Annotated in this window: 25 protein-coding genes; 8 read left to right on the forward strand and 17 right to left on the reverse strand. The window is 43.5% G+C overall.

The window, feature by feature from the left end; translation table 11 throughout:
• The 3 genes from cbiD to AACV78_RS27520 all read left to right on the forward strand — a co-directional run.
• Positions 1–837, forward strand: an 837-nt coding sequence (gene cbiD / locus AACV78_RS27510; RefSeq protein WP_194074360.1) for a cobalt-precorrin-5B (C(1))-methyltransferase CbiD, incomplete at its 5' end; no start/stop codon positions are given.
• Between the two features lie 335 nt (positions 838–1,172).
• A complete protein-coding gene (guaA, locus tag AACV78_RS27515; RefSeq protein ID WP_333197560.1) occupies positions 1,173–2,786 on the forward strand; it encodes a glutamine-hydrolyzing GMP synthase in 1,614 nt (537 codons plus the stop codon).
• 157 nt (positions 2,787–2,943) lie between these two features.
• Entirely contained in the window at positions 2,944–3,603 is a 660-nt protein-coding gene (locus tag AACV78_RS27520; protein WP_194009595.1) for a Uma2 family endonuclease, read from the forward strand.
• 25 nt (positions 3,604–3,628) lie between these two features.
• Here AACV78_RS27520 and AACV78_RS27525 read toward each other — a convergent pair whose 3' ends face one another.
• Entirely contained in the window at positions 3,629–4,111 is a 483-nt protein-coding gene (locus AACV78_RS27525) for a hypothetical protein (RefSeq protein WP_339383808.1), read from the reverse strand.
• A gap of 331 nt (positions 4,112–4,442) precedes the next feature.
• Here AACV78_RS27525 and AACV78_RS27530 point away from each other — a divergent pair, with 331 nt between their 5' ends.
• Positions 4,443–4,925 carry a hypothetical protein gene (locus AACV78_RS27530; protein ID WP_194009596.1) on the forward strand — a complete coding sequence of 161 codons (483 nt, stop codon included), beginning with the start codon at positions 4,443–4,445 and terminating at the stop codon, positions 4,923–4,925.
• Between the two features lie 46 nt (positions 4,926–4,971).
• Here the strand turns inward: AACV78_RS27530 and AACV78_RS27535 are convergent, their stop codons facing one another.
• The 9 genes from AACV78_RS27535 to AACV78_RS27575 all read right to left on the reverse strand — a co-directional run bounded on the left by AACV78_RS27535 (position 4,972) and on the right by AACV78_RS27575 (position 14,887).
• A complete protein-coding gene (locus AACV78_RS27535; RefSeq protein ID WP_339383809.1) occupies positions 4,972–5,127 on the reverse strand; it encodes a hypothetical protein in 156 nt (51 codons plus the stop codon).
• A gap of 88 nt (positions 5,128–5,215) precedes the next feature.
• Positions 5,216–5,365 (reverse strand): hypothetical protein, encoded by a 150-nt coding sequence (locus tag AACV78_RS27540; RefSeq protein WP_194009597.1) that lies wholly within the window; start codon positions 5,363–5,365, stop codon positions 5,216–5,218.
• Positions 5,346–7,694, reverse strand: a complete 2,349-nt coding sequence (locus AACV78_RS27545) for a TIGR03986 family type III CRISPR-associated RAMP protein (protein ID WP_194009598.1) — start codon at positions 7,692–7,694, stop codon at positions 5,346–5,348. The genes AACV78_RS27540 and AACV78_RS27545 overlap by 20 nt, the downstream gene beginning before the upstream one ends.
• A complete protein-coding gene (csx19, locus tag AACV78_RS27550) occupies positions 7,691–8,275 on the reverse strand; it encodes a type III-D CRISPR-associated protein Csx19 (protein WP_194009599.1) in 585 nt (194 codons plus the stop codon). Before csx19 ends, AACV78_RS27545 begins: the two co-directional genes overlap by 4 nt.
• Positions 8,276–8,277: 2 nt before the next feature.
• Positions 8,278–9,768 carry an RAMP superfamily CRISPR-associated protein gene (locus AACV78_RS27555; protein WP_339383810.1) on the reverse strand — a complete coding sequence of 497 codons (1,491 nt, stop codon included), beginning with the start codon at positions 9,766–9,768 and terminating at the stop codon, positions 8,278–8,280.
• Positions 9,765–11,324, reverse strand: a complete 1,560-nt coding sequence (locus tag AACV78_RS27560; RefSeq protein ID WP_194009600.1) for a hypothetical protein — start codon at positions 11,322–11,324, stop codon at positions 9,765–9,767. Before AACV78_RS27560 ends, AACV78_RS27555 begins: the two co-directional genes overlap by 4 nt.
• Positions 11,321–11,989, reverse strand: a complete 669-nt coding sequence (locus AACV78_RS27565; protein WP_194009601.1) for an RAMP superfamily CRISPR-associated protein — start codon at positions 11,987–11,989, stop codon at positions 11,321–11,323. Before AACV78_RS27565 ends, AACV78_RS27560 begins: the two co-directional genes overlap by 4 nt.
• Positions 11,952–13,628, reverse strand: a complete 1,677-nt coding sequence (locus AACV78_RS27570) for a Cas10/Cmr2 second palm domain-containing protein (protein ID WP_194009602.1) — start codon at positions 13,626–13,628, stop codon at positions 11,952–11,954. The genes AACV78_RS27565 and AACV78_RS27570 overlap by 38 nt, the downstream gene beginning before the upstream one ends.
• The gene (locus AACV78_RS27575; protein WP_194009603.1) at positions 13,625–14,887 is read right to left on the reverse strand and encodes a Card1-like endonuclease domain-containing protein; all 1,263 of its coding nucleotides are present in this window, start codon (positions 14,885–14,887) and stop codon (positions 13,625–13,627) included. The genes AACV78_RS27570 and AACV78_RS27575 overlap by 4 nt, the downstream gene beginning before the upstream one ends.
• A 117-nt stretch (positions 14,888–15,004) precedes the next feature.
• Between AACV78_RS27575 and AACV78_RS27580 the strand changes: the two genes are divergently transcribed.
• A complete protein-coding gene (locus AACV78_RS27580; RefSeq protein ID WP_194009604.1) occupies positions 15,005–16,408 on the forward strand; it encodes a TIGR03985 family CRISPR-associated protein in 1,404 nt (467 codons plus the stop codon).
• A 29-nt stretch (positions 16,409–16,437) separates the two neighbouring features.
• Positions 16,438–16,617, forward strand: coding sequence for a hypothetical protein (locus tag AACV78_RS27585; protein ID WP_194009605.1), 180 nt, complete (start codon positions 16,438–16,440; stop codon positions 16,615–16,617).
• Here AACV78_RS27585 and AACV78_RS27590 read toward each other — a convergent pair.
• On the reverse strand, positions 16,614–17,573 hold the full coding sequence (locus AACV78_RS27590) for a CDF family zinc efflux transporter Cdf31 (protein WP_194009606.1): 960 nt from the start codon (positions 17,571–17,573) through the stop codon (positions 16,614–16,616). The two genes, AACV78_RS27585 and AACV78_RS27590, sit on opposite strands and share 4 nt — an antisense overlap.
• A 29-nt stretch (positions 17,574–17,602) precedes the next feature.
• Here AACV78_RS27590 and AACV78_RS27595 point away from each other — a divergent pair, with 29 nt between their 5' ends.
• Both AACV78_RS27595 and AACV78_RS27600 read left to right on the forward strand, forming a co-directional pair.
• Positions 17,603–17,788: a hypothetical protein gene (locus AACV78_RS27595; RefSeq protein ID WP_194009607.1), complete on the forward strand. Its 186-nt coding sequence runs from the start codon at positions 17,603–17,605 to the stop codon at positions 17,786–17,788.
• A gap of 26 nt (positions 17,789–17,814) precedes the next feature.
• On the forward strand, positions 17,815–18,162 hold the full coding sequence (locus AACV78_RS27600) for a hypothetical protein (RefSeq protein ID WP_015174783.1): 348 nt from the start codon (positions 17,815–17,817) through the stop codon (positions 18,160–18,162).
• Positions 18,163–18,229: 67 nt separating this feature from the next.
• Here the strand turns inward: AACV78_RS27600 and AACV78_RS27605 are convergent, their stop codons facing one another.
• From AACV78_RS27605 to AACV78_RS27630, 6 genes are all read right to left on the reverse strand, one after another.
• Complete coding sequence (locus AACV78_RS27605) at positions 18,230–19,156, reverse strand: type IV pilin-like G/H family protein (protein WP_194009608.1); 927 nt, start codon at positions 19,154–19,156, stop codon at positions 18,230–18,232.
• Between the two features lie 168 nt (positions 19,157–19,324).
• Entirely contained in the window at positions 19,325–20,167 is an 843-nt protein-coding gene (locus AACV78_RS27610) for a sulfurtransferase (protein WP_194009609.1), read from the reverse strand.
• A 14-nt stretch (positions 20,168–20,181) separates the two neighbouring features.
• Positions 20,182–20,544, reverse strand: coding sequence for a type IV pilin-like G/H family protein (locus tag AACV78_RS27615; RefSeq protein WP_228042498.1), 363 nt, complete (start codon positions 20,542–20,544; stop codon positions 20,182–20,184).
• Positions 20,545–20,833: 289 nt separating this feature from the next.
• Positions 20,834–21,895, reverse strand: a complete 1,062-nt coding sequence (mtnA, locus tag AACV78_RS27620; protein WP_194009611.1) for an S-methyl-5-thioribose-1-phosphate isomerase — start codon at positions 21,893–21,895, stop codon at positions 20,834–20,836.
• 397 nt (positions 21,896–22,292) lie between these two features.
• Positions 22,293–22,880, reverse strand: a complete 588-nt coding sequence (locus tag AACV78_RS27625) for a TIGR04376 family protein (protein ID WP_194009612.1) — start codon at positions 22,878–22,880, stop codon at positions 22,293–22,295.
• Positions 22,881–23,320: 440 nt separating this feature from the next.
• Complete coding sequence (locus tag AACV78_RS27630; protein WP_194009613.1) at positions 23,321–24,550, reverse strand: hypothetical protein; 1,230 nt, start codon at positions 24,548–24,550, stop codon at positions 23,321–23,323.
• Positions 24,551–24,971 lie beyond the last annotated feature (421 nt).

Consider the following 24,971-nt stretch of genomic DNA (forward strand, 5'->3'; position numbering starts at 1 on the left):
GAGCAGATTGTGATTGTTGGGGGTGAGGGAATTGGACATCACAAAGCAGGTGGAGGAGCGGCAATCTATGATTACGCTATGCGGCTGCTGCGATCGAATCTGAGCAGAGAACTCGCACGGGGAGAAAAAATTACTGTCACCCTGATTTTGCCTTCAGGGCGCAAACTGGCGGCCCGCACTTCTAACGCAGCTTTCGGTGTCGTAGAAGGACTTTCGCTGCTGGGTACAACGGGCATTTCTCAACCGCTGAGCGCCCCCGGACAGTTGGAAGTTTATCGCGAACAACTGCAACAAAAAGCCGAACTGTTTGACACTTTAGTTTTCTGCATCGGCGAAAATGGCTTGGATTTGGCGCGACAACTGGGGATCGATCCGCAGCGGCTGGTGAAAACTGCTAACTGGCTGGGCCCGCTGCTGGTAGAGGCAGGATTTCAGGGCGTGCGATCGATTTTGCTGTTTGGCTATCACGGTAAATTGATGAAATTGGCGGCGGGGATTTTTCACACTCACCACCACCTCGCCGATGGGCGCAGGGAAATTCTCACAGCTTACTGTGCTAAAGCTGGAATGCCCGCCGATGCCTGTTCCGCGATTTTTTCAGCAGCGACGGCCCAAGAGGCTCTCGGGCAACTGCGGGCTTTGGATGCGGCAACTGGTAGCAATTGGGTCGCTCGAATTTACGGTGAGATTAGCCGAGAAATAGACTTGCGATCGGCGGATTGCATTTTTACTCACACTAACCAGCGTATTCCCGTGGGATCGGTGATGTTTGGGCGCGATCGCAAAATTATTGTTAAAAGTGACATAGGAGATACATTTTTGACACAAATTTGTTAATGTAGTGTGAATATCCCGTAATTCTTTGTAAAAGATAGCTCAGGGATAATATTTAACAAGTAATAATTCTCAGTCCCTAGACCTTGATTATACTGGGTTGCGTCCTGAATAAATTTCTGATGCAATAGTTTAATTAATTAGGGTAAGGCTCGAAGTAAATTTATGCTTGTCGCAGACCCTATTAATTGACTGACATCGCTGACAGCAATCTAGTATAAATCTTATTTATTCCTAGCGACTAAGGGTAGCTCGCTTCCATCAATTTTGGACTCAAGCAGCCACCAATACCTCCGCTACATTCTGCCCAACTAGCAATTAGCAATTACGCAATCACCGTGACTACTCAAATAGAAACTGACTCTGACCTCACAAACTCTTCTCTGGGGCAAATAGACCGCCAAATGATCGTGATTCTCGACTTCGGTTCGCAATATTCCGAACTGATTGCTCGCCGCATTCGCGAAACTCAAGTATATTCAGAAGTTATTTCTTACCGCACTACTGCAGAACAGTTAAAAGCGATCGCACCTAAAGGAATTATTCTGTCAGGAGGGCCGAGTTCTGTATACGATGAAAGAGCTCCTCAATGCGATCCGGAAATTTGGAATTTGGGAATCCCAGTGCTGGGTGTTTGCTACGGGATGCAGTTGATGGTAAAGCAACTCGGCGGGACAGTTGAGCGGGCTAAGTTGGCGGAATACGGCAAGGCATCGCTATTTATTGACGATCCTACGGATTTGCTGACAAATGTCGAGGAGGGCAGCACGATGTGGATGAGCCACGGAGACTCCTGTAGCGAGTTGCCGTCGGGTTTTGAGATCCTCGCTCACACGGACAATACTCCGTCTGCTGCTGTGGCTAACCACGAGAAAAGTTTGTACGGCGTTCAGTTTCACCCAGAAGTGGTTCACTCGATCGGCGGACAAGCTTTGATTCGCAATTTTGTTTACCATATTTGCGAGTGCGAACCGACTTGGACGACAGCTACTTTTGTCGAGGAAACTATTCGCGAAATTCGTGCCAGGGTGGGAGATCAACGAGTTTTGTTGGCTCTATCCGGTGGGGTTGATTCTTCGACTTTGGCTTTCTTGCTGCACCAGGCGATCGGCGACCAACTTACTTGTATGTTTATCGATCAAGGGTTTATGCGGAAGCAGGAACCGGAACGGTTGGTGAAATTATTTCAAGAGCAATTCCACATTCCGGTGCAGTACGTTCAAGCTCGCAGTCGCTTTTTGGCTAAGCTTGAAGGTGTTACCGATCCTGAAGTAAAACGCAAGCGGATCGGTCACGAATTTATCAGTGTATTTGAAGAAGAATCGAAGCGTCTGGGCCCTTTTGATTACCTAGCCCAAGGTACTCTTTACCCGGATGTGATTGAATCTGCTGACACGAATGTAGACCCGAAAAGCGGCGAACGAGTTGCTGTTAAAATTAAAAGTCACCACAATGTGGGCGGGTTGCCTAAAGATTTGTGCTTTAAGTTGATCGAACCGCTACGAAAGTTGTTCAAGGATGAGGTGCGAAAAGTCGGCCGGTCGATCGGGCTTCCCGAAGAAATCGTGAACCGACAACCTTTCCCGGGCCCGGGATTGGCGATTCGGATTATAGGAGAAGTTACCGCAGAGAGACTAAATATTTTGCGAGATGCTGACTTCATAGTTCGCCAAGAAATTAACCGGCACGGATTGTACGGGGAACTTTGGCAAGCTTTTGCTGTTTTGCTACCGATTCGCAGTGTTGGGGTGATGGGCGATCAGCGCACCTATGCTTACCCGATCGTTCTGCGATTTATCACAAGTGAAGACGGGATGACGGCTGATTGGGCGCGGGTTCCTTACGATTTGTTGGAACTGATCTCGAACCGGATTGTGAATGAGGTTAAGGGGGTGAACCGGGTGGTTTACGATATTACTTCTAAGCCGCCTGGTACGATCGAGTGGGAGTGATACTATTTTCGATTTTCGATCTTTGATTTTCGATTTGGATAGATGCCGTGTGTAAGTCCTGTGTTAATTACAGGACTTACACAGAAAATTTATCTGTCAACGGCGTCGCCCCGAACAAAGTTGAAGGGTCAACTGTCAACTGTCAACTGTGTTGCATATGGTGACTACTCCTCTATTATTAAATGCACCCCGAGCGATCGGCGAAAAACGGGTAATTTTCCACAACTTGAATTGGCAAGCCTATCAGCAAATTGTCCGTGCAATTGGCGAGAGTCGCTCTGCCCATTTTACCTACGATCGCGGCACTTTAGAAATTACGATGCCTTTAGAAGAACATGAATTTTACCGAGAATTGATCGGACGTTTTATTTATTTCTTAGTCGCTGAACTCGGTTTAAAAATTAAAACGATGGGTTCGACAACGCTCGATCGGGAAGATTTGGATCGGGGTGCAGAACCGGATAATGCTTACTACATCCAGAACCAACCGCTAGTGGCAGGAAAAACGGTAAATTTGCAGCAAGATCCGCCACCAGATTTAGTAGTAGAAATCGATATTACGCACACAGATATCAAGAAACTGGAACTTTATGCCAGTATGGGAGTTCCTGAATTTTGGCGTTTTAACGGGCGGGTTTGGCGCATCTATCAACTTCAAGGCGAAGAATATCAAGAAGTTGAAATTAGCCCGACTTTTCTCCAAGTTCCCAAAATAAAACTCTATGAATTTCTAGCCCAAGCGCAGGAAGATGAGGTTGGCGCGGAACAAACTTTACGGCAATGGATACGTCAAGAAAATGAACTAGATAGAACTTAGAACGAAGAGATACTTCAAACTCTGTTTAATTGCGATCGCTCGTTTCAGCATCCAGCAGCAATTCGCACTGTTGAAACACGTAATTGATCGCGGCAAATAGTTTGTCTAATTCTTGAATTGTATAAAACGTTTGATTGCGAGTAAAAACATTAGATTTGAGTTTGCCAAACTGCCATACTTCCCCATTAGATACAATTCCAAATATTTCTTGCTCTGAATTTTCATTTAGTCGCTGTGCGGCGATCGTTTCAGCCAAACACTGCGCCCATCCATTCTCAAAGTTATCTTGTTTCGCTTCAACTAATAGAAAGTAAGGTTGTTCAAAAACAACTTTTCCTAATGAAGAACGTTTAGCTAAAATATATTCAGGAAATCCAGAAAGATATTGATCGCAGGTGAGAGATTGATTGCTCCACAAAACAAATCCGCTGTAATAGCGCTTCCAAACTTCTTTGAGCACTGGATAAATCAAATTTTCGCCAACTGCAAATTCAGAATTGTCAACCACTCCTTCTCGCATAGTAAATTCCAAATCTTCTCGAAAATAATCGGAGACATGAAACTCTGTTTCTACTATGAAATTTGATTCGGTGTAGGTAATTTGAAATTATTTGAGGACTGAACTGACGGTTTTGTAAGCGCTGGAGGGCATAATAACCTCCAAAATTGAGGTGGCGTATTTTATGGAGATGATTTTAGCACGGGGAAAAGGCGATCGCTTTTGATAAAATGGGGTAGTGGAAGAAGCGGCTGTATTAAATTGTGCAACAATCTAGAAATTTTTGAGGAGTTGCAGTTAAACTCGTTGGGATAAACGACAAACAACTGAGGTAAAACTCATGGTAAAAATTCAAGCGATCGCGTGGGCAACAGTTTGCACTTTACCGCTTTGTTTATCTCTATCGTTTGCAGCTTGGGCAGACAAACCAAACCAGCCGTGTCAAGCTAATTTAGATAGCAGTAAGGGAATTGACGACGAGGTGAACAACTGTCCAATAACCGTGGGGCAGTTTTCGATTCGGGGAACCTTTTCTAACTCAAAGTGGCAAGCTTCTTTTTGGGCGTGGGAACCCGCTTATTACATCCTTTACGTTAAAAACAAGCAAGATGGTAGTAAGATTAACCTAACAGGTTTTGATGTTAAGGGTACGACAAGCAGACCGCAGTACCGCTTCACCGATCGCGATCGGGGTATTACCTATATTGTAACTTTCCAATATTCAGACCGGAACGCAATTCGATTGGAAATTTATAAAAATAATGTGGCGATTGTCAATGAATTGCTAGTACGGGAGTCAGACAAACTAATCGGCGGGCCGTGATAAAAATTCGAGGGATGTCTTCTGTTGAGGTTGTGGCTTCGGCGAATTAGTCAACCTCTAACTCTTGTTCAAAGCTAACACCTTCATACAGCAGGTCGATATGAGGAAGAGAGCCTCCTGTCACAGCCAGAATTTCTCCGTCAATGTATTCATGGCGAAGTTCTTGCTTGGCTTCCCATTCTAGGTATTCTTCAGCCGTCATTTTTTGATAGTCTTCACGATTAGCGATCGTAATTTGCTCCTTGATGCAATCTATGCTTATTTTAACTGACTATATATATTAATTATAATCAGATATTGGAAAAATCAGTTAATTTCTTGTAAGAGTAGCCGTTTTTTGCAAGTGCATCAGAAGTGCGATCGGCCTTGGTGGGATGGATGGGGGAGTGGAAGGGCGATCGCACTTCTGGGGAAAGCGAATCAATCCACACATTTGACACTTTTAATATTCCCATCTTCCTTAAGAGCAGTAATCTTAACATGAACTGCTTGTCCTTCTATCAATAAAGCTGCTTTTTTAGGCTCCTTTTCCGTAAGCTTTAAGACTTCCAACATCTGATAAGTTACCTTATTGCTGTTGATGCTGGCTACAGTAGCCTCCAAAATTTGTCCTATCTCAAATTTTTTTGACTGAACAGCTTTAGCAATTTCTACTTGCCGTTCTGACTTGACAACAATACTTGGTCGCGTACTTGGTGAAAAAGTTTGATGACTTCTGCGATTATCATCAATTCCTGCTACCTGTAACGGGGTTGGTAAAACTCGACGCTCTTTGTATTCGTTAGGTTCAATCGTCATATACTCAGCATCTTGTGAGTGTTGCAAACCTTCGCATTGCAACATGGCCAATAACATTTCAATTCGCGGGAGTTCATCTAATTTAGTAGCTTTACGTCCCTCTGGATGGTCATTTTCGTGAATATTCTTCAGTACGTAATCCTCAAAAGCTTTCCTACAATCTTTAAGTTCAGAATCAGTGTTAGCTTTCTCTCCGCGATCCCAGTTTTTGTCATCAGTGAATAATGTGTCGTAGCGTTGAGTGCGATCGCCCAACCAAAGCTCATCAATTTTTACCTTAACAGCACCCATCCCTAAAGGTTTACCCATACCTATAGAAAAGCAGTATTTCTCGTCTTCTGCAATCATCAATACCCACAATATCGCACCAATCTCTACTTTACTCAAGTTCTCAAAGTAGATGGTAAATGAAAAGTTAATACCTTCATCAATCGGTTTAATTAGACTCGTTTGGGTATCTACTGTGTCACTGGGAACTTCAATCTGAACAGGTTTATGCCAGTACAGCTTGTGTCCTCGAATAACTGTTTTTCCTGGTTCTGTACCGTTTGGTGGAGTGCTAGCATAGTGCTTGAGTTGACTCTTATTTGCCCCAGTTTCTTGTGATTGAACCAGATAATGCTGAAATGTTGTAGGTTTTGGGCTAGATAACAGAATAGTTTTGGGTTCTTGATTCAGGCTTTGCTGCACCTTCTCTTCCTGATGTAGCTTCAGGATGCCATTACTGATAAACACTCTACCAGCACGACTTTGTTCCATTCCTTCAGGTTGCTTGTCACGTCGGACAAAGCCAAAAATAGCTTCAGCTATATCAGTGATTGCGGTTTTCTCTTTAGAATCTTTCAGGAAATCGGGAATAAAATCTCGTGCTGTTGAAGCTTTTCCATTACCTTGATGAGAGTAAGGAATCCTAAAGTTAGGACTTTGACCAAATAGCGTTACTGGTTGTCCAGCTTGGGGTTGACAGTAGAAGATACAGCGACCATTTTTTAGAAAACCTCTATTTTTATCGAAGGGTGGCTCTTGCTTTTGAAAAGGAGTTAAAGCATTGTAATAGTCCTGAATAGCATCTTCACTAATTGGAATCAGTTCAGCTTTTGGGTTGGGTTCTCGGATAATACAGTGATTCTGACGTTTGAGATCGCCTGGATTATTTCCTCCTTCCAGCATATTGCCACTAGTCACTATAACTCCTTGATATTTATAGGCTGTACAATTGCTACTGACTTCCCCAGCAAATCGGCGAGTATTTTTTGTATAGATATCTTGAAAACTAATATTCATAAAATACTGAGGTGTATACTCTGATAGGTTGTTCATTGGAATAAACCCAGAGATTGACCGTAACTTATCCTCTTTAACCCAGACGAAGGGAGCCTCATCAACAGGCATAGCCGGACGAATAAACCAACCATCTTGTCTTTCTAGCAAGTAACCAGCTTTAATATTTTTGGGTTTGACATATTTCTTGTATTCTTCCTTCAGTGGATCGTCCTTATCTGCCGCAACGGCTCGAAAGAAAAAGCGCTGTTGCTCTGAAACACGGTCTATTTTTCCAAAACTAACAATTTCTACTAAAGTTCGCAGCATCCCGCGTATACTACTACCAGATATGGCAGCAAGATTAGCGCCAGGGTAACTAAAGAAGGCAGCAAGAATTTCTCGTCTTTCCTTTTCCCACTTGACTTTTTCGTCTTTCTCCCATCGCTCTCTTTCTTCTTTTGTTTTATGTGTGGGAGGTTCTGAGTATTTAGCAAAATCATCGGGACTCCAACCGCAACGGGTGTATAGTTGAGATTTAGTTGTTAAAGTACATTCAATTCTTCCAGTATGTCGGTCTGGATGATAGCGATCGCCCTCTGGTAAAGGTAATTCTGCTTCAACTACTTTTTCAGGTAATTCTACAAAATTGTAAGGTGCTTTAGCTACCCGCTCAGAGTCTGTGATTTGTTTGATATGTTTGGGATTCATGACTTAATCTCCTGTTTAGTAGTTAGATCGACAAGACGGCTGCGATAGATTCGAGCTAAACCCGTTTCTTCCTCATATTTGATGTAGTGATGCACGAGCAAACGTACTGGTTTAACTAAGCGATCGCCCTCCAACTCGATATCAGTAAACGGCACGGCGTGTTTTAGTCCTTGCGAACCATCCCAAAGCAAAGTAAAGTTACGCTGCTTCTCTCCATGCGTTCCCCAAAGAATCTGACTTTCTGGGATTTTATCTTCCTCTGGATTCCCGATGAAACGCCATTTAAACTTTGTCTCGCTAATCCGCCACAGTAGAATTTCGCCATCTCGACCAAATATCCGACATTGTTGCAGTGTGAGTAACCGCAATTCAGGTAAATCAACTTGATCGCGCTTGTGAAATATCTTTTCAGCAGTTGTTAATTTTTTACTATCAAACCTTCCCCAAATTATCCCATCTTCAGCATGAGCCAATAGGTAAGATGTCTGTGCGGATACAGATGATGCTTTAGATTCTAACCAACTGCGTAACTCATCATCATCTTGGAAATTGATTATTTGCGCCTGTCTATCTTCACTCATATTCACACCTCCTTACCTAATTCTTTCAACAAAGCCTTGACAAATTTTTCTAATTCATATTTAACCAAAGTTTCTGACTTGCTTGAATCCGATATATCCTCAATTAGCAAATTTCCCTTACTTTCTGTAATTTGCCATTGTTTGGGATTTTGGGGATGATGTCGGATGAAATCTGCTTTGATTCCTTTCAATCTTCCCCGTCCAATACTGCTTTCACCCCCCACAGGTAAATCAGTCGTCCACAAATCTTTCAGCAATAGTAACAGCAAGCCAATTTCATATTCATTCGGGTTACGCAACTCTAGCTCAATACAGACACGAGTTTTTTCACCACCAAATATAGGTTGTTCGTCAAATAATGCGCCGTGATATGCACCTCCTGTAAAACGGTCGATCGCAATCCGATTTTGTACTAAGTCGGTTGCATCTTTAATAACTTTCTCGTGGACAACCAAACGGCTTGATTTTGCTTCCTTCCCTTCAACAAAACCAAATAGCTCATTAACAAGTGTTGAACTACCGCCCAATGTGTTAACAATTCGCTCGGCTCGATGGCGCAATACTCCTGCTAAACTCGTACCTGATAAGACTGGTTTGAGTTCATCATTACGATGAGATTTCAAGTGTACGACATCCGGGGCGCGTCCAGTTGAGTCTTGACCGGAACGGATGAGGAGGGAACCTACTAATTTGAATTCGGCGTGGATGAGGAAGCGATCGCGCTTATCTTCCAAACTTTCTTCTACTTGAAGTCCTGCTTGAGTTAGTCCCTCTTTAATTAATGTGTATACGTTAAATATAGGTATGAAACCTGTACGCCAATGCTCAAATTTTAACCATAAATTTCTATCATTAGCATCTTCCAGGTTAAAGTTCCAAACCTGCCACTCTTCGACATGACAGCGACCAAAACCGCGCCGCTTTTTCATGCCAATCCCAATTTTACCTTTTTCTAAGCCTTGTAAAGCCCATGCTAAATCATTAATTAATGCTTGCTGTTCTGCAGAATTTTTATCCTTCTCTACCAGTAATTCAAAGGAAAGTGAAAATTTTGTTCCTGCCGCTAACAGTTCCAAGTCATATTTATGGCCTGGTTTAGCTGTGCCAGTTATGGGTTCAATTTCTACGCCATCTCTTAATTCCACAGTGGGGATAGTGCTGCTGATAGCATCATTGATAATTAATGGACTTTGTTCGCCATCAGGATCGCGACGAGTACCACCAAATAGCGTAGTAGCCCGATCGCCCTTTTGTTCCTCTACACCGTATCCGTGTTGGTACTCCCGCAAGTAGTTTCGCAAAGCACCTGCAATCGATGCACCAGTTAAAAGCGCACAGTCGCTCACGCTATCTCTCAGCAATGCGATATCCGTTGGACTATCTGCGTCACCGCTTCCCAAGCAAGTCGGCGTATCTAAGATTAACGTACCCCGTACAATGATGCGTTTGGCGATCGGGCGGTGACAGCGATTTAGACGTTCTTGAGTCATCATTTTTTCTCCTTAGTTGCCTTCTTCGCTACCGCCATAATCAGCCGCAGCGTATATTTTTCAGCTAGCTTATCCTCTCTGGCGCGATCGTCATCAAACTTGCGATCGATACCAGCAATTCTTACTTCTATTCCATTAATCCAATCAGTTGGGTTGCTCAACCACTCATCTAGCTGTTGTCTGAATGATTTATCGCCAATTTTTGTGCGCTCAAATTGATTCTTCGCCTTCGATGGTAAATTATTTAGCAGTGAGATAACTAAACTAAAATCGCCATTGGAAAGTCCTTGTCGTGCAACAGACTGTAGTCGTGATAATTGACTGTTACTGATGCATTCTTGCAAAGTTAAAGGTTCAACCTCTTTTTGAAGATATTGTTCTAGCTTTTGTTCTAACAATCTTTGTGCCATCTGTTCAGCTAAAAAACGCGAACCTTCTTTTTTCAATGAAGTAGAGCTACTAGATGGCTTAGCTAAACTGACTGTAAACTTTTCATCTTGTAACCAATTGACAGCAATTCGTCCAAAACCATCTTCTCTTCTCTCTCCAATTCCCTGAGCTTCAAGTTGTTGAATTTGTGATTCATCAATCTCAACACCTTCAAAAACGATCGCACTGCCTGCAGCCAATGCTGGCACTTGCGGTAAAGGCAATCCCCATTTACGGTTAAATCCACCAATTAAAGTGCTGCCTGCAAAAATATTGCTAGGTTTAGGTAATGAGATATTTAACACTTCCTCGACAGCCTGTTTAATTAACATTGGATCGGCAACAGGCTGTCCCCATTCATTCCTTAAAAGCGTATCACTTAAAAGTGTAATGCTTAAATTTTCTTCACCCTCGCGGTCTTCAGCAGGTTTTCCAATTTCATCCCAATCATTAAGGATTTCTAAGTCGATAATCTTGGTATGTCCGTATCCAGCACTTTGAGAACCGCCTAACCAAATATTGGGTTCGGTAACTAATAACATATGAATTGCTGTTGCGTCTCCATCTTCGCAGAGGATGACGGATTGAAAGGTTTGTCCCGCATCTAGGGCATCGTAGCGGAAAATTTCACCTTGATTGTCTGTAGAACGTCCTTTTTGGCGATCGCGAAAATTATGAATATTAATCCGCCGCCTTTTTTTGTATAAATTAACCACTCCACCTTTCTTAGTCCAAAAGTATTCACCCACAGATTTAGGAGTTTCTGGATCGTCTCCTCTATCAATACTGAAATCATATACAGTGATAGACGAATCATCGTTAAGTTCATCATCCTTATCCTTGAACCAAGATAAAGGCAGGGGAAGAGTGCGTTGCGGTTGCTTTTCGTAACTCAAAAGATAAGCATTTAAGTAGCGGGTACTATTGGCATCGAAGAACAATCTCTTCACTTCTGCATTGGTTAAATCAAGTTCTGACAAGTGATGCTGCCTCATGTAACGCCCAATAATTGCACCGCGAATCATGCTACCAGGAATGTAAGAGTACGATACATCACTGTTGGGATCGCCTTGAAATGAAGTAGCAAGAATTGGTTGCTGACTTTTCAATGACAAAGTAATTGCTTTCATACAACTTTCTCCTTAATTTGTTGTCCAAAATAGTGAGCATAACGATGCGCTATCTCATTACAATCTTCATCGTGTAACGTACATTGAACGTGACCGCGACCTCGATTTCTGCCACTCCCTAAGCGCCGAATTGCTAGCGAGCCCACTGCTAAAAGCGATAGCATTTCATCAGTTGGAATTTTCTCAAAAATTAAGTCAGCAGTAAAACAAAGGTCGCGCAAAACTACACGATACGAACGCAAACTCCCTTCATCAGGTGTACCGGATTGTGGGTCTATTGCAGTTTGACGGCGGATAGTTGTTAGCGAATCAAGTACCTCTGTTTTTGTCAAAGTTTTATCATCAATCTGGAAACCAACCGCTTGACGTAAATCCTCTGGCAAACAAGCATCACCTACATGAACTGCACCTATTGTCCCTATGGTACTCCCCAAGGTACCGAACAAATCGCAAGCAACTTTTTCCCAATCCTGTTTGTGATGAGATAACACAGCAATTAAATTATCGCATTCTTCACTCAGCAATCCCTTGAGAGTACGTCCCCGCAAGTAGGGAAAGCCAAAAGGATCGTGTTCGACTTCTTGGTCAATTAAACCTGCGACTCCATCTCCCCGTCCAAAAGTTGTATCACTCAGCAGTTTTATTTTCAGTTGATAAATTGGCATCTGATTCTTCCCTCAATGAGATATAAAATTCCATCGCTTCAATCGCATCAAAGTAACCACAAACTCCACTCAGCCAACCTTTCTCAGCTAAATCTCTACTTTGACCGCTAAATTCTGGAAAAAGTGGTAGTTGCTCATCTTTTATTCTGTAGTTTTTGAGAAACTTCTGAGTTGCATCAGGTCCTTGACGCAGAACATCTCGTAAGGCAATAACCTTATTATGACGACCTTTCCAATCTTTATCTTCATTTAAGTGTTTGACTACTTTTGTGAAACCTTCCCAAGTACGCCAATCGCTATCTTGTTCTTTTTTCAAACTTACAGGTCGCATTGATAAACTACCTGCGGGTACTTTGTATTCGCGATCGCGAATTTCAGAAATTGAACCACTTAAACCACTAGCCGCCAAATGCCAATCTAAAGCTGAGAAATCTCCTTTCTTTTCATCTTTGACAAACCCTTTAGCTTTGCGACATAAATCTTCGCTAAGTTGATAAGCGCGTGCAAAGGGATAATGAGTTTTTACAACACAAATTCCTGCACAGGCTGTGAGAGGATTTTTACCATTTTCATTGCCTACAACTAGCTTTTTCTCAAATTCTTGCAAAAAAATGGCGGCGAGTTCTAATCCCAATCTTCCATCACAAACGAAAGTGACATCATCACCACCGTAGACTAGAGGACGGAAGGGCAAGTAATTATCTTTGATCTCAAACTGACCCTTGACTTTTATTTTTCCATCGGCATCTACCTTAATTGATTTAACCAGTATCTCTACCACTTCTTTCAGCGCATCAATACCAGCCTGATTGACGCTGTGGGATAGTTGGCGCATGGCGATAATGTAGTCTCGATTACACTTATCTTTGCCAAAATTTTGAAAGCGTTTACCCATACCATTGCCATCAGCATGAACTACAGCAACATAGCTAGAATCTCCTTCTGAACGACCCATTTTGTCGGTTCTTAGAGGGAATTCATAGGAACCCAAAGCAGAGGCAAACATTTTTTGCAGCTTATTGTTAGCTTTAGAAACAACTTTGAGTTTTGCATCAATCTCTGTTGAAATAAGATAGGGTTCGTCATCCTCAAATGGATCGCTCATCTTTACAGCAATTAACTGAGTCGATCGACAAGCGGCAGTCACACCCAAACCTAGCAATGGTGCGGAAGGTATCCGGCTGCGCTTTTTGGCATCCAAGTCATTTTTCATCAAATTCTGAACGACATCATATAGAGATTGACTATCCCAATCAAACTCTTGATGAACAGCTACAAGATTAATTCCTGGTGATTCTTCTAAGATTCGCTTGCTCAAAATTTGAGTAAATTGCACCGCGTATTGCTTGTCTGAAAACAACAATACTGTATTGCCGCCACCTGCATAAACTAATTCAGCAGCTAATTCATCATCTTCAATGTAAGGTTTTGCCTCTGGTTGATGTTTTTCAGGATCGAATGCGTAAATTTTTCGGTTTATATCTTGGCGCGCGAAGGTATGTAAAGCTTCTCTAGCCCAGTCATCTGTTGCCTGAGAAACTAGGTAAGATGCGCCTATATTTTCGCGCAGGCGGTTACTACCGAAAATATAAGGTTGAATTCCCGTTGTGTCGAGTACAGTTACTGTAAATTGTCTCATCTTGCATCCTTATCGTTTTGTTTAATCCACTCTTCAATCTTGATCGATAAATCCATTAGATCGTCCCGTCCAAATACAGCAATCTTTTTCTCATCTAGCACTGCTACCTCTGCTTTGAGAGTATCTGGTTCGTCAGTACAACAAATTAAAGCAACTCTCGCTTCATCACCGCCCATTTGTCGCGCTCGCAAGTAGGCTTCAAATAGCTTATTTTTGCACAAGTCTCTTTTGCTGGTTGTTGAAACAGATATCGCAAAAAGCTGATAGCCTCGTGTAAACGCTACATCAAATTCAAATCCGCTTCTAGTTCCTTTAAGAGGAACTTCAAAATTAAGTCCATAGTCCTTGATAGAATGCAAATCGGCAATATTTTTGACTTGCTGCAAAACATAATGCTCTAACCACAACCCATCCAGGTATTTACAAAAATGTTTGATTTCCGTAAAAATACCTTTTTGTTGTACTATTTGTAACGATATTTTATCATCCGGTGTCACCAAGTTTTCTCTTTTTAGGTATGCAATGACTGCTGGTGGTGCTGTTTCTAGAGATACCGATAACTTCTCTAACTCGGACTTGCTTTTCCAATCACCATAATTACTATTTTTTTTCTTTCGTGCATTTTCACAGAATACGTTGTAGTACCAATCAAACCAACGCTTTGCTTGATTTTCATCCTTAAATACTGTGGCGAGTCCTGCTGCTAATTCTGGTAATTGCGCTTCTTGTGTAGGATTTCCTTTTAACTCTAAGCCGTGAATTTGGAAAAGTTTTGCAAGTTTAACTTCCAGAGATTCTGGTTTCACTTTGACGCGGATGCGATCGCCATTTTCCCTGTCTATACATATCTCCAACCTACGCGGGTCAAGATAGCTAAACACAGTCTGGGGACGCTCTTTGCTAAAAACTGCTCTGTAAGCGTGTACAGCCATCGCCTTCGTACCGCCCGTATAATTCAATCCAATTTTTCCATCCTTAATAGTTTCTAGCTTAGAGTGAATTGCCTTTTGAATCTGATAGGCATCAGCTTCGCCATCGTTGAGGGGCACAAGTTGAGCTGTCTTTAAACCAATTGGTTCGCTACTCAATATTGTTTGCAGACGCTTGGCTGGCTTCTCTGTACCAGTCGTATACACAAGGTAGGGCGTACCTCCTGGATTTAACAAAAGTTTCGCCGCCACATAATTCGGCAAAGGATTCTCGCCAATCAGCAAAAACAGGTGGTCAACTTTGTACTTGTCGAACTCAGATGTACTCATAAAGCTTGTCTCTCCGTCTTGCTCAACTTTCACGCCGATTATGGCATCCTATAGGAAGACCCCCCTTCCGATCGCCCTTACGCTAGAAAAACATAACACCAATCCCTCAAACCCACCGTGAACCAAACCTTTGGCAATCCCCCCAACCCCAAGATTTTACAACAATTAGCCAACGGTTCCCTCGACCAAATGCAAAATCTGACCCGCGCCATCAGGTTATGGGTTTTGTTAACTTGGCTGTACAGCGACGAAGCATATAATGCCCTGGCAAATTCCTTCACCTATACTGATTGGCGAAAAGCTTTCTTTGGCGAGAATTACAAAGATGAAAAGCAAGAAGATATTGCCAACTATCCAGATCCAAATTGTGCCTGCAACATAACAGCCCAACAGTGGTTGCTTAAATGGGATTTACCTGTAAACGAGTGGCGGCAATCTTTGCAAAAACAGATCGCAATTGCTGATTCGGAATTAGACGAACTATTGGCAGAAAAGTTATTTGCTCAAGTTCGCAAATCTCTGCAAAATGATTTCGATTTGCTGGTTAGTCGCAATTGGCTGCGACGAGTATCTGATGCTGGCAGAAGTAAGAATTATTGCCGACTAGAAACAACTCCCTCAATATTAGATAGTTTGGAAAACTCCAATACAGAAAGCAATTTGAGTTATAAAGCACAGATTTATCTGGATATGTTTAGTTTTCTCGATCCGAGTTTGCCTTTGTTGGCGGAACAAGTTTCAGCAGCAGGAGATGAAGATACTCACCGCGTCTTTTTGTATGTTGATTATCTCGTGCCCGAATCTAGCAGCCTAGAAGATGCTGTCGAGCAATTTCAGAGCGAATTGCAGGAAATTTGGGATTCGGGAAACATCACTCCTTTGCTGCTAACTTATCGCAGCGCTCATCAAAATCTGATTAAGGAGTGCGTTGTTTATCCTGTTTGCATTTACTTTATGGAACGAGCTAAATATTTGTGTGCCTACGGCAGCACTCCCAAAGGTGATATCAATTGGTACAAATATCGGCTCGATCGCATTATTTCTAAACGCATAGAACCGCTAGATTGGCAAGATACCCGCGTCCCCCAATTACTCAAGGAAAAATATCAGGAAAAGAACCTGCCAACTCCCAAAACAGTTAACGATATGTTAAAGGAAGCTTGGGGCTGCGATTTTTATAAAGAAACGGCGCTGATGGTATTGCGGTTCGATCGCACTTTTGCTCAATCCTACCTGCAAGGAATCAGCATTCACCATACCTGTCGCGCCATAGACTGCGATCGCGCCGCCAGATTAATCACACAATACACCCCCAATCCAGAAGAGCGATCGGCACTTTTAGAAATTCTCCAGTCTCGCCCAACCGACGATGCTTACTATCAAGTCACTTACCGAGTGACAGACTACTACCCGCTGAGGTGGTTGCGAGCTTTGGGCTCGCAAGTCGAAATTCTGCTACCTTGGGATTTGCGACAGAAAATGGCTGTAGAAATCCAAAAAACTCGGAACTTGTACCAATAGTCTTTCGATCGATAATTATCAAATTTATTGTGGAAAACTTGCCTTTTCCTGTGGAAAACCCCCCTTTTCCTGTGGAAAAGCGCCACAAAATGAAGTGCGATCCCTTGAATCCGATTGATAAAATTTCAAAAAATCTAGGAATGCCGATCGCCCAAAAAGGCTTTCTTGCTCAATCCCAGAGTCTGCTGTTTGCTGCCGGTACAGCCTAGATATTTCCTCCTTCCTGCATCCTCTTCCCTGCTTCATTCTCTTGAGAATCGTAGCTAATTCGATCGGACTCGTAAGCCGGAGGCTCGACGTGAATTAAGATGCGTACAGGGCTGAAACGTTCTTCCAAACGGGCTTCTACTTCTTCTGTAATCTGGTGAGCAGTTTCTACATCTGTAGCACTGACAATCATGTGCATTTCCACAAACACTTGACGCCCGATCGCACCGCGGGAGGCGATCGAGTGACAGTTGAGCACACCCGGTACATCCATTGCGATCGCCTGAATAACTTCCGGGGCGATCGCCATTTCATCCACCAACCAAGGCAGATTTTTCTTGAAAACTTCCCAACCGCTGCGAAACACCAAAAGAGCCACAGGAAAAGCCAAAAACACGTCCAGGAATTGTAATTGAGGTATATTCCAAACCTGCCCTTGCCAAACACCGATCAACCCGCCGATGACCATAATTGTCACCCAAACATCGCTCATCGTGTGCTGCGCGTCAGCCACCAAAATCGCGCTACCGAGACGTTCGCCAACTCTGCGCTCGTAAAAAGTTACAAAAATATTAATCCCCAGTACCAGCAACAAAATCCACAATTCATGGGGGGATATGGTGACAGATTTACCGCCATGTAGCAACCTTTCGACAGCATTGCTAAGAATTTCAAAACAGGCAATTAACAGAAAAGTACCAACTCCCAGAGCACCGATCGCATCATATTTTTGGTGTCCGTAGGGATGATCGCGATCGGGCTGCGGGTTGGCATAATGATTAGTGACCAATCCTAAAATATTATTAGCGCTGTCCGTGACGCTGTGCAAAGCATCTGCCAACAAACTGAGGGAACCAGTCAGCAATCCCACGGCTGTTTTAATTGCCATCACCAGTAAGTTGAGCAATAAAGTAATGATTAAAACCTTGCGGACTTCGGAACGGTTATCGGCAACCATAAAATCTCCTCGATCGGCGATCAAGTGTTATGGCTTCTAGTTTAAAGCCGATCGAGCGATCGCAAATTAAAAGTATTGTAGAATCTAGGTTGCGGTTAGATTTACATTCATTAATTTTGCCCAGCTTCTTGAGACAAATTGTAATTAATAGCATTCTCGCAGTCCAATTTAGCTGGCAGGTACTTCTTTTGGGTTACTATATCTTTTATCATTAACAATTGTATGTTAAATTTCATTGCCCATGTCTCTTTCTCCGCTGACACTGAATTTAGTCGAAGGTTCTGTCTCCTTTAGCTTTTCCCCGCAAGCCGCGCGGGATTTGCAAAGCGAAATTGCAGCTTTGATGGAAAGCTTGAAAGCTGTAGCAGCCAAAACGGCTGGCGCTAAAGCTTCTCCCCAAAAACCTATGGAATATCGGTATGCAGGGGATGTATTTTTGGAAGTTTTCTGCAACCCGAATATCTGGCCAACTCCTTTTGCTGCAAAAGTGCTGATTACGGTTAGGGACGATCGCGTGCGCGTCACCACCGAAGCCGAACTCAGCCGCCTACGCGACGATCTCGCTCAGTATATCGAACAAGTCGGTTGAGATTATCCAGCTTGATTGTTTAAGACCTAAGAACAGGCTATAAGAGCCTGTTCCACAATTTTTGCATTTATCGCACAACTTCTACCGTATTAGCACCGCAGGCTAAAGTACCATTATTATTAGTAGGACTTGCTGGCTTGGTCGTGCTAACAGCATTAGTTTGACACAGGATTCTGACTGTGGTGATTCCTGGGGTAGTATCCATTAAAAAAACTCCTTCCACCAAACGTCGGATTCTGACTGTGATTTTTGTGGTAGCATCTCCTATTAAAAAAACTCCTCCCACAAAACTTTTGAGCTTACCTTGCTTCGATACTCCGTAGTGGAACACAGCTTTATTTTCCGTACTAATTGAGTATTTGTAATTCGCAGTTTCAGTTCTAATACCAAGACCTAGATTGGGAACGGAATTCGTAAATTCACCATTCTCAAGATAGTAAGCTTGCTGAGCTTTATTCATCGATCCCACATATTGTTTGCCTTCTGTTTCATCTGCTTCAGAAGCTTTAACCGTTGGTGACAATTGAGAAACTTCTATCGTATTAGCACCGCAGGCTAAAGTACCATTATTATTAGTAGGATTTGCTGGCTTGGTCGTGCTAGCAGCATTAGCTTGACACAGGATTTGTTGGATGGTATTTTCTATCAAAAAAACTCCTCCTACAAAACTTTTCAAATTAGCGTTCCGCGAAACTCCATAACTAAATACAGCATTGTTTTCCGTACTAATTGAGTATTTGTAATTTGCATTTTCAGACTTTATGCCAATACCTAAATTAGCAACAGAATTTGTAAATTTGGCAGTTTCAGCATAGTAACCTTGCTGAGCTCTATTCATCCAGCTAACATATTGTCTGGCTGCTAATTCCTCAGCTTTAACCGTTTGTGACAATTGAGCTTCAGAAACTTTGCTGAAAATAACTGACAGAATTAGAATTGTTAAAATAACTCCAATTTGCCAAGGTTGAAAATTATCAATTCTGAAGTTTGTCATAAAAAACTGTTGAATTAAGTAAAACTGAGCAGCGAAGGTAGGGTGCGTCAGCAGCTAAGATTCGCTCGTTAGTTGAGAAACTCCAAGCTGACGCACCCCTACCGCTACCACTGAAACTCTAAAGTGCGTCAGCTATCGTTATTTCAACTATAAATTAAAAGCTCCAAACTAACGCGCCCTAGGTTTTTTTTCCAAAGGATAGCTATCCGCAGGCGCAGCCGACCATTCCCACATTGAACCTGCATAATTCTTAGCATTAAATCCCAAATTTGTCAAGACACAAGTCAACCATGCAGACCTAATTCCCCCAGTACAATAACTCACAATTTCAGTTGACTGCGAAACTCCTTTCTGCTGCAACATAGCGACAATTTCCTCGCGTTCCAGCAGTTTTCCCTGTTTGTCCATTAACTGTTTGTAATAGAGATGCACCGCACCGGGAATGTGACCGCCCCTGGTTTCTCCGTAAGGCGTTTTACCTGCATATTCTCGCGGTTCCCTCGCATCAATCACTGCTAAATTAGCATTACCTAAAATAGCTTTTAAATCATCCCGATTGATTTCCCAATTCGAGCGGCGAGATACAATAAAATCTCCTGGCTGCGATGGATGATTTGTGCGCTTTGTGCGATCGATTCCAGCTTTAACAAAAGCTCGATATCCTCCATCGACAAACACAGCTTTTTCGTGTCCCAAAGTTCGCAGCATCCAAACAATCCGCCCGTCTTCGCCCCAGCCTTTCGCGGAATCGGCGATCGCAATTACTGGTTGGTCTTGACAAATTCCCAATGCTTGCAATTTTTCTGTTAAAACTGCATCATCTTCGAGAATTTTACCTTGGTGCGGAAAGTCGGAACAGGCAAATTGCTGCCAAGTTACGGGAATAGCTGGCGGCAGACGGCAAAACCACTTTAAAACAGGTTCGCGAGCATCAAGCAGAGTCGCTCCTCCTAACAGCAATTGCTTAGCCAAATCTGCGCTGACAATCCAATTGTCGGCTAAATCACACATAAATTAAAAATAGTTTATTTAACAATTTTTGCTGTTTTAGCAGCACAGTTTAAAACCCCATTAGTATTAATGGGATTAGCTGGTTTAATCTTGCCCGAAGCTACATTTACGCACAAAATTGTTTGCCTCTTGTTGCCTACTAAAAAAACTCCTCCCACAAAACTTTTGAGATTAGCTTGATTCGACACTGCATAATTAAATACAGCTTTGTTGCCAGTATTAATTGAATATTTGTAATTAACTGTGTCAGCTTTAATGCGACCTAGACCTAGATTGGCAACAGAACTTGTAAAACCCGTATTGTTTGCATAGTAGGCTTGCTGACCTTTATTCATCGCTGCCACATATTGTTTAGCTGCTGATTCCTGAGCTTTCAAGGTTGGCGACAATTGAGCCTGAGCGACTGTAGCAAAAACAACTGGCAAAGTTATAGCTGCGATCGCAACTTTCCTCTGCCGATTGCGACAGCTACGAATCCGGCTTGTAACATTGCTGCAAATTTGAGTCGCGCTAGGAAAACAGAACTGCTTTGTCCTGACAGTTGTTTGGCATTTCCCTAAAAATTCTCCCTCAATCTTTCCCTGAAATTTATCGGCAAACCTACTTGACAAAAGCGGGATTATTTGCAATAACTTTGCGTGAATAGAGCGGGTGAGTAACATACAATTAAACTAATTGTTTTGCTTGAAACTGTTTCAATTTTCCAGGAGCAACCGTGCCGTGTTCGGTGATAATTCCTGAAATTAATTCGGCCGGAGTTACGTCAAAAGCGGGATTGTAAAATTCTACACCCTCTGGACAAATTCGCGTAGTTCCAACTTGATACATTTCCACTGGATCGCGTTCTTCAATGGGGATTTGGCTGCCGTCTGAAAGTTCAAAATCAATTGTTGATAAAGGTGCGGCGACAAAGAAGGGGACGTTGTGAGCTTTGGCAACAATTGCTAAACTGTAAGTACCAATTTTATTGGCTGCGTCGCCGTTAGCAGCGATTCTGTCTGCACCGACAACTACTGCGTGAATCATGCCGAGTTTCATGCAGTGGGCGGCCATATTGTCGGCTATTAATGTGACGGGAATTCCTTCTTGCACGCATTCCCAAGTTGTGAGTTTTGCACCTTGGAGACGGGGGCGAGTTTCGTCTGCAAATACTCTGCCGAGTCTGCCTTCTCGCCAAGCAGAACGAATTACACCTAATGCTGTTCCGTAGCCTGCTGTAGCTAAGGCACCGGCGTTGCAGTGAGTTAGTAAGTTCAATTTTTCGGGTGTTGCTGGCAGAACTTCTAAACCTTTGTCGCCGATATCTTTACAAGTTTGCAAGTCTTCGGCTTGAATGGTTTTAGCCATTTCTAACAAAGTTTTTTGGATTTGTTCGACGGAACCGCTAGTTTGATTTGCTGTTTTGAGCATTCGGGATATTGCCCAAAACAAATTAACGGCTGTGGGACGGGTCGATCGCAATAATTCACCAACTTGTTCTAGTTTAGCGAGAAATTCGGTGCGATCGCCCGTTTCGATTTCCCTCGCGCCCAAATACATCCCGTAGGCTGCCGCTACGCCGATCGCCGGAGCACCTCGGACTATCATAGTTTTAATCGCCTCAGCCATATCTTGAGAGTGGCTGATTTCGACAGTGCCGTATTCTTGTGGCAGTCGGTTTTGGTCAATTAGCAGAACTCTGTCTTCTTTCCAAGTGATGGGGGAAACAGGGGAATTTTGAGCGGTCATCAATTTCAGTTATGTGAGGGACAAGTTTCTATGATGCCATGAAGGCGACTATTTCTCTATATTATGGGTGATATCACTTCCGGTTGCACTCATACATGATGTTAACAGTTAACAGTTAACAGTCAACGCCTGAATTTACTATTCCGATGAAGAGAGGATTTGATATGACAGGCTGGATTTGCCAAAATCGTCCCTACAATCTGAGAATGCTATTTAATCTCAAATAGACTTGCTGCATAAATCTTTGCTCGATCGGTCATAGGATGTCCCATTGACCGCAATCAGATTCGTTCGTAGTGCGGACTTCAGTCCTCTGCCAAGCAAGCGTATGCAAGTGGGCACTACAAACCTTTTTTGTGACGATGGTCTGTTCGTTTAGTCCGATCGCTATAGATAATTATCGGCCCATATTGCGCTTCATGCGATCGAGTTCTTCCTGAGCTTCCCAGTCTTGAAACTTGTCCTCTAAAGGATCTGTCGCATTAAAACTCTGATAATTATAACTCTGATTCCAACCCTTGGTATCCCAATTCTGCTCTGCTTTAGTAGTAGTTTGAGCGGCCGCTGCGGCTTCCGCTGCCGCTGCTTTTGAGCGAACTTCTTTTCGCCGCAATTGAATTTGGCGGTACAGTTCTTTGGCTCTTTCAATTCGTTCTTTGCAGCCCTGCATTTGTCCCCAGCGCTGATTTCCCTGACGCAGCAAAGCTGCTTGTCGCTCTTGGGCGGCTTGAGCTAAATCCAGCCTTTGAGCTGCTTTGGCTTTGTTTGCTCGATCGTTCCAGCGCTGAATTTCTTGGGCGGCGGAGAGAATTTCTGCTTGCAGTGTTTTTTCTTGTTTCTGGATTTCGAGAATCAGCCGCAGAGTATCTTCTTCTTGTTCCTTGAGTTGTTCTTCTATTGCTTGCAATTCCAGATGGGGATTGCTGCGTAAAAATTCTTCTAATTTGGTCTCTAGAAAGCGGCTGAAATCGTCAAATAAGCCCATTTTTTTTGTAATTCCTCAGTTATTAGTTAAGTTATTAATTATTGGTTATTGGTTATTGGTTATTGGTTATTGATTATTGGTTATTGGTTATTGGTTATTGGTTATTGGTTATTGGTTATTAGTTGTTAGTTATTAGTTGTTAGTTATTGGTTATTGGTTATTAGTTATTAGTCATCAATCATTAGTTGTGGCTTATTATAGCCTTTCTTAAAAAGATGAGGTGCACTCCTATTCCCTGAATATCGGGACTTTACAGCCTTATTACATACCTCATCTATCTGAGAAATGCTATATAACTGTTTTCAACCTTTGTGAAGTACAGCCTCATAATTGCCAATTACCAATTACCGATTACCCAATTACCCATCACCAACCCGTAACTGATGACTGATGACTGATGACTGATGACTAATGACTAATGACTAATGACTAATGACCTATTAGAACTTTTGACCGACAAAAACCGATCGCACATCTCCGCCCTTGCGAATCACTGCTTCTTGATTTTTGATTTCTGCCAGAGTCCAACCGCTAGCGCCGATGCTTTCGCCCACATAAATCCTGCGGGCTACGCCGTCTACTTCAAACAAAGCAGCAGATCGATCGCCCAACTCCAAAATTCCCACCAGCGTGTGCGCGGAAGTCGAGGCGCTGCTGACGGCAGGTGCGGATTCCCTCGCTGCTGGTGCCGGCGCAGATTGGCCTGCTGCTGGTGCCGGTTCGGTTTCGCGAGCCAAAATCTTCGGCTGGGGAGCCTCCGACTGGGCGGGGGAAGCGGCCACGGGACTTCGATTCCCGGCCGCAGCGATCGCCCTACCCGATACTGGAGCAGCCGGCGAGGGAGAACCTGCGACGGTTTGAGGAGCCTGAGTCACCGTCACCTGAGCCGGAGGAGCCGGAGCCACCGTCACCTGAGCGGGGGGAGGGATGACTACGACTTGGGGCGCGGGTGCTCCCGGCTGCGCGGCGACTTGTTCTAGGGCATCAGCGATGCGGTTGACTGCTGTCGAAAGACCTGCAGTTGGTGGCGGCGCGCCGGAAATTGCAATGCTCGGCAGCGTCCCTGGTGTGGCGGCTCCAGGAATTCCGGCAAGTTGCGATTTGGACTGGGGTGCTTTGTTTTGTTCGATCGATACTAGCGAGCGCTGCGCGTATTCTACAAACTGCGTGTCTGGTGTTGTTTTCCCGCTTGCAGTTGGCGTTTCTGGTGCGGGGGCGACAGCGGCGGGCAAGCGTACCAGTCCAGACCTGCTGGCGAGCCACAATCCCATGACTAATAGCAGCGATCCAAATGCTGCTCCCAGCAGGATTTTGTCGAATGATTGTTTAGACTGCTGTTTTTTGGTTGTTTCTAGAGCGACTTGGCGGGCGAGCGCTTCTACGTCTTTTTCGCTAGCTTGCGGAGACTGGGGTGTCAACTGCGACAAAACTATTTGAGGTACCGAGATCGATTTGAGCGCCACGAATTCTGGCCGTGTCGGCTCGGCTGGCAGTCCGCCGCTGCCGTCGCAGGCTCGATCGACTCCTTCAAACAGTTCGTCCATCAACCGATCGGCGTAGGACTCAACTGCCACTGCTTCGGCTGGAACTTTTTCGACTGTCGCCACTACGGCGATCGGATCTGACGTTGATTCCAAAGGCATCTGTTTGGCGATTACTTTTTGAGACATAGTTTTCTGTTGGCTCCCGCTCGACAACCCTGAGATTGTCTGGTTCAGACTTCTACAAGATACTTGTGATGTTGACCAATTCTTTGCTCAGAACAGGTCAATTGTAGCTTAACCTCACCATATTTTAGTGGTCAATCAATTTACTTTGCCCGATCGACTTTTGTTGTACTTACTTTTGGGCTTTTTGACGCTTTTTTGCTACCGAGCTTACTCAAGCTGACTGCTTATACACTTTTAACCATATTTGTCAACCCCGTTTAGCGGTAATTCGCCGATTTTGACAGAAAACTTGAATTTGATGATAGAGGCTCGTAGTGCGGTGAAGTCCGCACTAAGAACCGGGTTGCGCGTGGGGACACGATATCATGTCTTGTTACCAAGTCAAGCTACAGGTTTGACCAAAGATTCTGTTGCTAATCTA

This window comes from Tychonema sp. LEGE 07196, assembly GCF_963890365.1.
Taxonomy (GTDB): Bacteria; Cyanobacteriota; Cyanobacteriia; order Cyanobacteriales; family Microcoleaceae; genus Microcoleus.